Raw genomic sequence first — 11,195 nt, 5'->3', positions numbered from 1 at the left:
CAGAGCAACGATCTTGGTCGACGCTGTTCTAGCAGGAACTCCGTTGCCTGTTTCAGCCGGCCTTGACAGCCAGCCCACGCCGCTAACTACACGGCATTGGTTCTAGAACTCCGCGCATGTGGTCATCGGTCGGCTCGTGGACTCGTCTGGTGGGACGGGACCGCGAGCCGGCCGCCGCGCGACGGCTCCTGCGCAAGCGCCGCCTGGTGACGCTGACAGCGCCCGGCGTCGCCGGCCTCGACTTTCCCGCGCGGCACGGCCCAGATCGCCGCGTGGGCTACGCGGGCGTGACCTCTTCCTTTCCTTCGAGCTCCTGCTCCGCGGCCTTGGCCAGACGGCGCTTCACCACGAAGATGCCGATTCCACCGGCCACCACGGCGATCGTCAGGCCCGCGTAGGAGAAGCCCTTCAACCACTTCTCGGCGACCACGCCGAGGTAGTAGACGGCCGCCGCCGTGCCGCCGGCCCACACCACGCCGCCGAGAGCGTTGGCCACCAGGAACTTGCCGTAGTTCATGTGCAGCGAACCCGCCAGCGGCCCGGCGAGAATGCGCAGCAGAGCGATGAACCGGCCGAAGAACACGGCCCAGGCGCCGCGTTTCTGGAACACGCGACGGGCGTGTTCGACCTGTGTTTCGCCGAAGTGCTTGGGGAATTTCCGGCCCATCCACGCGAACAACCGCGGTCCGCCGCGCCGTCCGATGAGATAGCCGAAGTTGTCGCCGATGATCGCTCCCGCGCTCGCCCACACACCGATCCACAACGGGCTCAGATGGTCGTGCTGCGACGCCAGCAGCGAGGCCGTGACCAGCACGATCTCACCCGGCAGCGGGATCCCGAGGGACTCGAAACCGATCACCAGGCCGACGATCACGTACACCAGCAGAGGTGGGATGGCTTCGAGCCACTGTTCGATCGGCACGCGACAACACTACCGTCGCCGCTGTGAACGACGTCGCATTAGCCGTCATCGCCGGAATGCTGGCCACGGTCAACCCGTGCGGATTCGCGATGCTGCCTGCGTATTTGGCACTCGTCGCGCGGGACAACGCGGGCCGCGCCTTTATGTCCGGTTTGGTCATGACCGCCGGGTTTGTCACCTTTTTCGGACTGTTCGGTCTCGTCCTGACCCCGGTGGCCACGACGCTGAAGCGGTACCTGCCGTTCGTGACCGTCGTGATCGGACTCGCCATGCTCGGCGTCGGCGTGCTCCTGCTGCTCGGCAAGGAGCTCTACCTCCGGCTGCCGAAGCTCCAGGCGGCCCCGAAGAGCCTCTGGTCGATGTACGGCTACGGCATCGCGTTCGCCATCGCCTCTCTCTCGTGCGCGGTCGGCCCGTTCCTCGTCCTGATCGGGACGTCGCTGGAGTCGGGCTTCACCGCGTTCCTCGCCTACGCGCTCGGCATGGGCCTCGTGGTCACCGCACTCGCCGTAGCCGGTTCTCTGCTCGCACCGCGCATCAGGAAGCTTCTGCCGCACGTCGGACGCCTCGGCGGTGTGGTGCTCGTCGTGATGGGCGCGTACGTGACGTACTACGGCGTCTACGAGTTGCGGCTGTTCCTGGCCAACGGCAGTTCACGCGACCCCGTCGTGGGCGCGGCCGGACGGTTCCAGGGCACGCTCGCCGAGATCGTGGGGGCGCTGGGCCCGTGGCCGTTCGTGGTCGTGCTGGTGATCGCGGGCGGCTGGTGGCTGAACCGGAGGAGGCGCAAGGCCGTACGCCCAGACAGGAGGTGAGGAGCCCGATGCGCATCCTCGGAGTACTGCTGGGAGTCGTGCTGCTGCTCGCGGGGTGCGCCGAGAAGGCGCCCACCCCGGAGAAGTTCCAGTTCACCGCGAAGACGCTGGAGGGCGCGGAGTTCCGCGGCGACAAGCTCGTCGGCCAGCCCGCCGTGCTGTGGTTCTGGACGCCGTGGTGCCCCTCGTGCAACGCCGAGGCGGAGCAGGTCGAGCAGATGGCCAAGCGGCACAACAAGGTCCAGTTCGTCGGCGTCGCGGCGGAGGACCAGCTCGACGCGATGAAGAAGTTCGTGTCCGACCACAGGATGACCGGGTTCCCGCACCTCGCCGACCTCGACGGTTCCGTGTGGAAGCGGTTCGGCGTGACCGCTCAGCCGACGTTCGCGTTCGTCCGCACCGACGGCTCGGTGGAGCTGCTCACCGGCTCGCCCACCGAGGAACAGCTCGACCAGAAGGTCTCCGCCCTGATCAAGTGACACACCCAGGTCCGGCACCGGCACCATTCCAAAAGGAATTGTCACAGCAGAAAGACCCTGCTCTGTCGGGACCAACGCCTGGTTCGGCGTTGCGATCGCTTTCGTACCGTCGAACTGGCCACGCGGCGATGCCGCGTTGCCTTGAGGAGGCAGGTGCCGATGGACTACATCCAGGTCTCGCTCGCGGAGGCCATTCCGGAGCAGGCCAGGGACTACGCGTCTGCGCGGATCGGTTCGCTCGACCGCTACGCGCCCGACCGGGTCGACTTCGCCTGGGTCAACCTGACTTCGGACAAGTCCGTCATCCACGCGCACGCCCGGCTCGACCTGAAGTGGGTCGAGGTGCAGGCGTACGCGGAGGCGGACACCGTCACCGAGGTGATCGACCTGCTGCGGGAACGCATGCGGCGTCAGCTCGTCTCGATGTACGACTGCGTTCCCGCGCACAACTGACCTCGGAGTGCGGAACCCGCCACCCGGAGGCGGACGGGTGGTGGGTTCAGCACGCCCATTTTCTGGACACCTATTTTCTGGACACCTTCGTCACGGTTCCCCGTGCCCCGTCCACCTGGATGACGTCTCCCGTGGCGATGCGGGTCGTGGCGTTGCCGCAACCCACCACCGCCGGAATTCCCAGTTCCCGAGCCACGATCGCCGCGTGCGAGAGAGGGGCGCCGACATCGGTCACGATGGCGGCGGCACGGGTGAACAACGGTGTCCAGCCGATGTTCGTCACCGAGGTCACGAGGATCTCGCCCGGTTCCAGGGCCCTGCCCTCGTCGATCCGGCGCAGCACGCGGGCCACTCCTTCGACCACGCCCGCCGAGCCGGGGAACCCGGTGACGTCCGACGGCATCGGCACGTCGGTCGTCGCGTCGTGGAGATCGGCCCGCCGGTTCGGTGAGGCCGCCCAGGACTCCGGGTCGAACCGGCCCCGGATCACCGCCGGATAGGGCGGCAGCAGGCAATAGCGCTCGTAGGCCCTCCGTTGCGCGTGCACGCGGTCCAGCAACGACGTCTCGCCGCCCAGCAAGCGCAGGACGTCGTCGATCGGCAGGAAGAACAGGTCGTCACCGGACTTCGTCAGTTCGCCGGCACGCAGCAGGAATGCCCGCATCACCCAGAACGCGCGCGCCATCTCGGAACGGGCCTGTTCGCGTGCCCGCGCCCCGGCGCCGATCTTCGCCAGCCGCCGCTCGATGCGACGTGCCTGCCGCGGATGCGCCGCCACCAGCCGGTCCCACGCCCGCGCCCGCGCGGTCGCCTGCCGCTCCAGCAGCGCGACCGGATCACCCAGCCGGTCCATCTGCGCCGCGATCCACGTCGGCGCCTCGGCGGGACGTGGTTGGTGGACCTCGAACTCGTTGTGGGACCGATGGCCCCACTGTTCGCGGTACTCCGCGAAGCTCATCTCGCCCGACCGCACCCGCGCCAGCCCGATCAACGGCCCGATGCTCGACAACCCGGCGCCCGCGTGGAAGCCGGTCAGCAGCGTCGTCGCGTTCTCCTCACCGACCAGCGCGACGAGCTCACGCCGGAACGCCGCAGGACCGCCCGCGATCATGCGTGCGCCGGCGTCGAGGATCGGGCACACGTGCCGCAACAGCTGGTCGATGTCGTTGCGCCAGAGGTCGAGCAACGCCTGCGGGGTGGTGCACGCGGCGATGGCCTCGCGTGCGGCGGCACAGCGCGCGGGGTTCTCCCGGACAAGTCGCGGCAGCTGTGTCCGGTAGAGGATCCGCTGCTTGATCGGCCCGCCCGCGCCGCGCGCCACGGCGGCCAGGATCGCGAGCCGCGACATCGGCAGCGGCGGCACCGTCACCCCGGCCGGGATGCGCCCGAACGTCTCCTCGCCGGACCGCAGCATCCGCTCGGTCCTCCCGACGGCCGTGCCGAGCGCGGAGTAGGTGCTGATGTTGAGGTAGAAGCGGCCGCCGATGTTGCCGGAGATCCGGTGTGGCCCGATCGTCATGCTCGACAGCACCTTCACCAGCGACCACGTCACCGGCGTCATGACCTCGGGCAGAGCCTCGCCGACGTTGCCGTTGGACCACAGGTAGTCGCCGTCGAGCGTGTCGTTCCACTCGACCCGGAACGACGTGATGGGCCGCGCCTGCAGGATCCGGAACTCGTCACCGGCCAACGCCCACTCGACGTCCATCGGCATCTTGAACAGGTTCTCGATCCGCTCGCCGAACTCGATCAGTTCGCGTTTCCGCACGTCGGAGAGCAGGTCGGACGAGTCGGCCTCACCGCTGACCAGCGCCTCTCCGAGCCCGCGCACCGCGTTGATCACCGGCTCGGGGCGTCCGGTCAGCGGATCGGCAGTGAACAGCACCCCGGACACCTCCGCGGGCACCATCCGTTGCACGACGACGGCCATCTCCGCGGACTCGACACCGTTGTTCTCGCGGTAGGCGACGGCACGGGCGGACCGCAGCGAGTCCCAGCACTGCAGGATCGCGTCGAACAGCCCGTCCTCGGACACGTTCAGCACCGTGTCGTGCTGCCCGGCGAACGACAGCGACGGCAGGTCCTCCGCGGTGGCCGACGACCGCACCGCCACCGGCCCGCCCAGCTCGCGGAACGCCTCCAGCACGCCCTCCATCGACCGCTCCCGGTAGGCGCGGGTCGTGAGGCAGAACCCGGCGGGCACCGGCAGCCGGGCTCTGGTCAGCCTCACCAGCGAGGCGCCCTTGCCCCCGACCGCGGCCAGGTCGGCCGCCGGGTCGTCGAGCGGGAGGATCAACGGGATCATGTCGCCATAGTTGTCGAAACAGGTCGTCCTCGTTCGTACAAAGGGCGAAAGGAGACCACGATGACCCAGAAATACCTGCTCAGTGTCTATCAGCCCGACGGTGACGTGCCGCCGCCCGAGATCCTCGACCCGATCATGGCGAACCTCGAGAAGCTCAACGAGGAGATGCGCGCCAAGGGCGCGTGGGTGTTCGCGGTCGGCCTGCACCCGCCGTCGACAGCGACCGTGCTCAGGGCCAAGGACGACGACGTGCTGATGACCGACGGACCGTTCACCGAGGGCAAGGAGCACATCGGCGGCTTCACGATCATCCAGGCAGCCGACCTGGACGAGGCGCTGGAGTGGGGCCGGCGGCTCGCCACCGTGCTGAACCCGCTGTCGGTCGAGGTCAGGCCGATCGCGTTCGCATGATCGAGGAGATCTATCGCGCGGAGTACGGCCGCGCGGTGTCCGTCCTGACCCGCCTCCTCGGCGACATCGACCTCGCCGAGGAGGCGGTGCAGGACGCCTTCACCACGGCCGCCGAGCAGTGGCCGGTGAAAGGCGTGCCCCCGGCACCGGCGGGCTGGATCATCACGACCGCCCGCAACCGTGCCATCGACAAGCTGCGCCGCGAGACCAAGGGACACGAGAAGCACGCGCAGGCAGCACTGCTGCGGCACGAACCGGAGGAGGAGGTGGAGGACGTGCCGGACGACCGGCTTCGGCTGATCTTCACCTGCTGCCACCCGTCGCTCGCACCGCAGGCCCAGGTCGCGTTGACGTTGAAACTCCTCGGCGGCCTCACCACGGCCGAGATCGCACGGGCGTTCCTCGTGCCGGAACCCACGATGGCGCAACGGATCGTGCGCGCGAAGGGCAAGATCCGCGCGGCCCGCATCCCGTACCGGGTGCCACGTGACGCCGACCTGCCCGAACGCCTCAATGCCGTGCTCGCGGTCGTGTACCTGATCTTCAACGAGGGTTACCTGGACAAGCAGGAGCTGGCCGAGGAGGCGATCCGGCTCGGCCGCGTGCTGGCCGGGCTCATGCCGGACGAACCCGAGGTGTGGGGGCTGCTCGCGTTGATGCTGCTCGTCGCCTCCCGCCGGGACGCTCGGGTCGTGGACGGCTCGCTGGTGCTGCTGGAGGACCAGGACCGGTCGCGGTGGGACGCGGACCTGATCGCGGAAGGTCAGGACATCGTGCGGCGGTGCCTGCGCTGGAACCGGCCGGGTCCGTACCAGATTCAGGCCGCCATCAACGCCGTGCACAGCGATCCACCGACCGACTGGCATCAGGTCGTGGCGCTCTACGACCAGCTGCTGGCGATCACGCCGAGCCCTGTCGTGGCTCTGCATCGCGCCGTCGCCGTCGCCGAGGTCGACGGACCTGCCGCGGCGTTGCGCGAAGTCGACGCGCTCGACCTCGACCGCTACCACCTGTTCCACGCCGTGCGCGCCGATCTGCTGCAACGGCTCGGCGAAGACCCCACGGCAGCGTTGGAGGCCGCGCTCGAACGGGCGGAGCACCCGGCCGAACGCGACCTCCTGCGCAAACGGCTAGGACTTCCGGCGGACGAGCAGGATCGCGCCGACGACCGCGATCAACCCGGCCACGACCCACAGCCACGCGGGAACACCACCGGGGTCTGACGGCGTGGTCGACGGGGGAGCGTTGGTCACCGGCGCGCTCATCATCACCGACGACGTGGGTGCCGCGGAGGGCGCGTTCATCGTGAACGTGAACTTGCCGCTGATGATGTCACCGTCATCGGACTGAGCGCGCCACTCCAGCGTGTGCGCACCGGACTTCGCCGCGGCGGTGTCGACCTTCGCCGTGATCGTCCTGTCGACGGCGTGGGCCTGCGTGACCGGCCACTTGACACCGTCCGGGCCGGTCACGGTGACCGCGTCGCCGTCGGGCAGGCTGACGACATCGCTGAACGTCAGCTCGATCTGCGGTGGCGGTGCGTCGAGTGCCGCGCCGGACGCCGGGTTGCTGCTCCTGAGCTCGGCGTGGGCCTGCGCGGGAACGGCCATGGCCGTCGCGGTGAGCAGTGCCAGCACGAGCGCGCTGAAGTAACGCCTCACGTGCGCAGCGTAGTGGCCCACTCGCTGTACGGGGTTTCCTGTCGGATTGGACAGAGTCGTTGTCCGCGGGGCAGCCGGGGATTTCACTGACCCGATGCACGACTTCCTCCGCGTGCTCTACCAGGATCATCACCACAGTCTGCTGAACTTCGCGACCCGGCTGACCGGCGACCGCGCGGCCGCGGAGGACGTCGTCCAGGAGACCTTCCTGCGGGCGTGGCGCCATCCCGAGTCGTTCGCCGACGGATCCTCCGCCCGCGGCTGGCTGATCACTGTGGCGCGCAACGTGGTCATCGACCGGGTGCGCGCCAGGACGGTGCGGCCGCGCGAAACGGCAGAGCACGAACCGGAACCAGCGCCGGATCACGCTCAGCGGGTTGTGGACACGATGGTGATGAACGCCGTGCTGGCATCACTGTCCTATGAGCACCGTCGCGTGCTCACCGAGCTCTACTACAACGACCGCACGTACAGCGAGGCTGCTGTGTGTTTGGGCGTGCCCGCGGGAACGGTGAAATCCCGCAAGCACTACGCGTTGTGCGAGCTGCGCCGTGCGTTCGACGGGAGGCCGCCGCCCAGCTAGATGGTTTGGTGATCAATCCACTTGGGTAACCCGCGCCAGAACTGATCAACACCAGCTCGAGGAGCGGTTTGGCGCGCGACCAGGCAGCGAGGACAGGTGAGGCGGCCCATCTGCCCCTGGGCAGGCAGCGGCCGAGTCTCGCGACCGTCCGGCGCTGGGTCAGGCTGGAGCTGACCGGGGTGAACGCCGACTGCGTCGCCGATGTGCTGCTGGTGGTGAACGAACTGGTCAGCAACGCCTACCGGTACACGTCGGAACCGTCGTTCCTGCGTGTCGTCATCGGGAAGTCCAAGATCCGGATCGAGATCGCGCACGACGCCCGTGCTCATCCGCCGCTGCGGAAGGTCTCCCGTCCGCAGCGGGGATACGGCCTGGTCCTGGTCGCGCGGTTGTCCGAACGGTGGGGTGTCGACCGCGCTCACGGGGGCACCGTGGTGTGGGCGGACCTGCCGAGGGAGTTGTGAGTGAAGTTCGATGGGTTTCGACGTTCGCCCGAATGGGTACGGAACCTCCTGCCTTGAACCAACAGGGCACGGGGAGATGCTGATGGGTATTGCAGGACGGTCCAGCGAACGCCTGGACCTCGTCCTACCAGAGGGAATGCTGCCGCTCGCGGACGTGCGGGCGGAGGTTCGCCGCCTGCTGCTGGGAATGCACGAGAACGTCGTGGTCGATGTGATGGTCGTGGCCACGGAACTCGTGAGCAACGCGTACCACCACGCCGCCCCGCCGCGCCGTGCCCGCATCCTGCGTCTGCCGGAACGCGGGGTGGTGCGGGTCGAGGTCGACGACGGGACACCCGGACGGTTCCCCCAGTTGGGAAGGATGGGGTTTCTCGGGCGGCGGCAGCGGGGGTTGTTGCTGGTCAACGGTTTGGCACAGGTGTGGGGACACAACCGGTACCCGGACTCGAAGACCGTGTGGGCGGACGTGTCCTCGGTCAGGTGAGGGTCTTGGTGACGTAGGCGGCGGCTTCGGCGATGAGGGCCTCGTCTATCTTGGCGTCGGCCGCGGGCCTGCTCGACATGATCGAGATGAGAATCGGCTCGCGGTTCGGCTGCCAGACAACGGCGATGTCGTTGGCGGTGGCGTAGTCGCCGGTGCCGGTCTTGCTCGCGACCCTGGTGCCCTGCGGGACACCCGCCCGGATCCGCTTGGCACCGGTGACCGAGCGCTCCAGCAGGTCGGTGAGGAAGCCTCGCTTCTCCTGGTCGAGGGCGTCGCCGAGCACGAGCCGCTGGTAGTCCGTGCCGAGGGAACGCGGCGTGGCGGTGTCCCGCGGGTCGCCCGGTGTGGCCTCGGTGATGGCGGGCTCGGTCCGGTCCATGCGGGTCTCGTCGTCGCCGAGTTCGCGCAGGTACTTCGTGAGCTCAGCAGGGCCGCCGAGCTCGCGCAGCAGCAGGTTGCCCGCCGTGCCGTCGCTGAAGCGGACGGCGGCGTCGCACACGTCGCGCAGCTTCATGCCGGTCTGGACGTTCTTCCTGGTGATCGCCGAGCTCTTCATCAGGTCGGCTTCGGTGTAGGTGACGACCTTGTCGAGGTACGTCATCGGGTTGCGGTGCAGCAGAGCCGCCGCGGCGAGGCCCTTGAACGTCGAGCAGAACGCGAACCGCTCGTCCGCGCGGTGCTCGATCGTGCCGACACCGGCCGCGTAGACGCCGAGCCGCGCGTCGTACTTCTTCTCCAGTTCGTACAGGGCTTCGTGCCGGACGGGTGCCGCGCTGGTCGTCGTCGCCGGTGGAGTGGCCGGTGTGGACGGCCGAGCCGCGCAGCCGGCCAGGGGGAGCAAGGTCAACGTCTTGAGCAGGGTGCGTCGAGCAGTCACGTCTCCACGTTATTTGATCTCAGACCGTCGACCGGCGGATCACCTGATCCACCTGCGGCAGGTGCAGCGTGAGGTGCGCACGATCACCGCGCGGCACGACCCACGACCGTTCGACCGGAACACCGCGGACGTCGTGGGCGATCCACGCCATCGACAGCACGGGTGTGGCGGGCTTGACGTCGGGCATCCCGACGATGCGCGGTGTGGCGAGCGCGGTCGTGCACCACGGGTGCAGCTCGCCGAACCGGATCTCGTACCTGTCGACGAGGAACCGTCGAGCAACGCGATCCGCGCCCGCAGTTCCACGCGCAGCAGGTAGCCGGGCTTGCGGGTGACGAGGTCCAGTCCGGCTTTCCGCAGCGCGGACACGACGTTCAACAGAATCCCGCGCGCGGTCGGCGGGTGCCCGTCCGGCCACAACGCCTCGGTCAGCTCGCTGATCGACATGCCCCTGCCCGCGTTGAGCAGCAGGAAACCGAGAGTCGCCGGCGGGTGAACCCGCCGAGCGCAAGCTCCCTGCCATCCACGCGGACCATGAGCGGCCCGAGGACGTCGAACCGGACGGACATCGCCCAGGACGATACTCACCGCACGAGCCGGATCCCCGGATGGCGCGGCCGGTCGAACAGCGTCGTGGCCCTGTGCTTCAGGTGCAGGTCGAAGAACGCGGCCACGTAGTCGTGCTGGGCGTTGAGCGCCTCCTGCGGATCGATCGTTCCGATCAGCCCCGCACGGCGTTGCGGAGAGATCTGGGCGATCTGCGGCACCGACCACTGCAGGTCGCTGAAGCCGGAGTGCGCGCCGTTGTCGAGATGCACGTCGCGCTTCCACCCGCGCTGGTTGGGCCAGAAGTCGGCCCACGTCCTGGTCAGGCTCGTGTCGACGTGCGACAGCTCCTGGTCGCCGCGATCGCCGCCGAACAGCAGGAACGGCCGGTCCAGGCCGTTCTTCACCACTTTCCCTGGCGCGTAGGTGCCACCGTCGCCGGTGTGCTCCATCGCGCCGTCGATGTTGATGCCCGCGTCGAACCTGCGGTCGTTCACCATCGTCTCGCCAGCCGTGTAGCCACCGTAGGAGTGCCCGGCGATGCCGACTCGATCCATGTCCACCCACCGGTGCAGCCGCGGCAGTTCCGTCAGCACGAACCGCATGTCGGCCACCCGTGCGTCGATGGCCTTCTTCATCGTTTCGGGCTTTCCGTCCCGTACCAGGCCCCACTCGATGCGGTTGCCGGGGAACTCCACGGCCGCCGACTCGTGGGTGTGGCTCACCGTCACCACGACGTAGCCGCGGCTCGCCAGGTCGTCGGCGGCGCCCGCGTAGAACTCGCGCGGCGTCTGCAGACCCGGCGAGAACAGCACGACCGGCCACCTGCCCGGCACCGCAGGAGCGTCCACACGGGCCTGACGGAGCGTTCCTGACCAGTCGACCGACCCGGCGGGGATGTCGAGGTAGTCCGGGCTGGAGATGATCGGGTCGATGGCCTGCGCCAAGCCCCGGCCGAGCCACGGCGCCTGCGTTCCCGTACGCCTGGCCGGATAGCTGACGGTGACCATCAGTTCCCGGTTCTTCGCCGGCTGGAACGGGTCGGCTCGCGTGGAATCGGTGAGGTGAGCGTCGAACGTTCCGACCGGGAACGGGCCGGTGAGCTGCGGTGACACCAGCGTGGAGGCGGCGAGGACGGCCGCCATGAGCAGTTGCATTGTTGATCTACCCCCTTCGGGCGTGAGCCTCCCAGGCG

The 11,195-nt window shown here is 68.7% G+C and carries 15 protein-coding genes; 9 read left to right on the top strand and 6 right to left on the bottom strand.

The genetic code is table 11. From position 1 onward, the window contains the following. Window positions 1-277: 277 nt before the first annotated feature. Complete coding sequence (locus JOD27_RS41115) at window positions 278-922, bottom strand: DedA family protein (RefSeq protein ID WP_204767799.1); 645 nt, start codon at window positions 920-922, stop codon at window positions 278-280. A gap of 23 nt (window positions 923-945) precedes the next feature. Between JOD27_RS41115 and JOD27_RS41110 the strand changes: the two genes are divergently transcribed. The 3 genes from JOD27_RS41110 to JOD27_RS41100 all read left to right on the top strand — a co-directional run bounded on the left by JOD27_RS41110 (window position 946) and on the right by JOD27_RS41100 (window position 2,669). After that, window positions 946-1,737, top strand: a complete 792-nt coding sequence (locus JOD27_RS41110) for a cytochrome c biogenesis CcdA family protein (protein ID WP_307830620.1) — start codon at window positions 946-948, stop codon at window positions 1,735-1,737. 8 nt (window positions 1,738-1,745) lie between these two features. After that, entirely contained in the window at window positions 1,746-2,216 is a 471-nt protein-coding gene (locus JOD27_RS41105; protein ID WP_204767798.1) for a redoxin domain-containing protein, read from the top strand. Window positions 2,217-2,375: 159 nt separating this feature from the next. Beyond that, complete coding sequence (locus tag JOD27_RS41100) at window positions 2,376-2,669, top strand: HPF/RaiA family ribosome-associated protein (protein WP_204767797.1); 294 nt, start codon at window positions 2,376-2,378, stop codon at window positions 2,667-2,669. 70 nt (window positions 2,670-2,739) lie between these two features. Here the strand turns inward: JOD27_RS41100 and JOD27_RS41095 are convergent, their stop codons facing one another. Next, the gene (locus tag JOD27_RS41095; protein ID WP_204767796.1) at window positions 2,740-4,974 is read right to left on the bottom strand and encodes a PEP/pyruvate-binding domain-containing protein; all 2,235 of its coding nucleotides are present in this window, start codon (window positions 4,972-4,974) and stop codon (window positions 2,740-2,742) included. Between the two features lie 60 nt (window positions 4,975-5,034). Between JOD27_RS41095 and JOD27_RS41090 the strand changes: the two genes are divergently transcribed. Beyond that, window positions 5,035-5,385, top strand: coding sequence for a YciI family protein (locus JOD27_RS41090; protein WP_204767795.1), 351 nt, complete (start codon window positions 5,035-5,037; stop codon window positions 5,383-5,385). Next, the gene (locus tag JOD27_RS41085) at window positions 5,382-6,608 is read left to right on the top strand and encodes an RNA polymerase sigma factor (protein WP_204767794.1); all 1,227 of its coding nucleotides are present in this window, start codon (window positions 5,382-5,384) and stop codon (window positions 6,606-6,608) included. Before JOD27_RS41090 ends, JOD27_RS41085 begins: the two co-directional genes overlap by 4 nt. Here JOD27_RS41085 and JOD27_RS41080 read toward each other — a convergent pair. Then, a complete protein-coding gene (locus JOD27_RS41080; protein ID WP_204767793.1) occupies window positions 6,516-7,046 on the bottom strand; it encodes a copper resistance CopC family protein in 531 nt (176 codons plus the stop codon). The two genes, JOD27_RS41085 and JOD27_RS41080, sit on opposite strands and share 93 nt — an antisense overlap. A gap of 94 nt (window positions 7,047-7,140) precedes the next feature. Between JOD27_RS41080 and JOD27_RS41075 the strand changes: the two genes are divergently transcribed. The 3 genes from JOD27_RS41075 (at window position 7,141) to JOD27_RS41065 (ending at window position 8,577) form a co-directional block, all read left to right on the top strand. After that, window positions 7,141-7,629, top strand: a complete 489-nt coding sequence (locus JOD27_RS41075; RefSeq protein WP_204767792.1) for a sigma-70 family RNA polymerase sigma factor — start codon at window positions 7,141-7,143, stop codon at window positions 7,627-7,629. Window positions 7,630-7,697: 68 nt separating this feature from the next. Further along, complete coding sequence (locus JOD27_RS41070; RefSeq protein ID WP_204767791.1) at window positions 7,698-8,093, top strand: ATP-binding protein; 396 nt, start codon at window positions 7,698-7,700, stop codon at window positions 8,091-8,093. A gap of 82 nt (window positions 8,094-8,175) precedes the next feature. Further along, window positions 8,176-8,577: an ATP-binding protein gene (locus JOD27_RS41065; RefSeq protein ID WP_204767790.1), complete on the top strand. Its 402-nt coding sequence runs from the start codon at window positions 8,176-8,178 to the stop codon at window positions 8,575-8,577. Here JOD27_RS41065 and bla read toward each other — a convergent pair. Together bla and JOD27_RS41055 are read right to left on the bottom strand one after the other, a co-directional pair. Next, on the bottom strand, window positions 8,570-9,454 hold the full coding sequence (gene bla / locus JOD27_RS41060) for a class A beta-lactamase (protein WP_204767789.1): 885 nt from the start codon (window positions 9,452-9,454) through the stop codon (window positions 8,570-8,572). The genes JOD27_RS41065 and bla overlap by 8 nt on opposite strands. Before the next feature lie 19 nt (window positions 9,455-9,473). Then, complete coding sequence (locus tag JOD27_RS41055; protein WP_204767788.1) at window positions 9,474-9,641, bottom strand: hypothetical protein; 168 nt, start codon at window positions 9,639-9,641, stop codon at window positions 9,474-9,476. 144 nt (window positions 9,642-9,785) lie between these two features. On the opposite strand from JOD27_RS41055, the gene JOD27_RS41050 reads away from it, so the two are divergent. Next, window positions 9,786-9,950, top strand: coding sequence for a hypothetical protein (locus JOD27_RS41050; RefSeq protein WP_204767787.1), 165 nt, complete (start codon window positions 9,786-9,788; stop codon window positions 9,948-9,950). Between the two features lie 88 nt (window positions 9,951-10,038). Here JOD27_RS41050 and JOD27_RS41045 read toward each other — a convergent pair whose 3' ends face one another. Continuing rightward, window positions 10,039-11,157, bottom strand: coding sequence for an alpha/beta hydrolase family protein (locus JOD27_RS41045; RefSeq protein WP_239571284.1), 1,119 nt, complete (start codon window positions 11,155-11,157; stop codon window positions 10,039-10,041). Between the last annotated feature and the right edge of the window lie 38 nt (window positions 11,158-11,195).

The organism is Lentzea nigeriaca (genome assembly GCF_016907955.1).
Taxonomy (GTDB): Bacteria; Actinomycetota; Actinomycetes; order Mycobacteriales; family Pseudonocardiaceae; genus Lentzea; species Lentzea nigeriaca.
The sequence above is the reverse complement of the archived record's forward strand: the minus strand, read 5'-3'. Positions and strand labels throughout refer to the sequence as shown.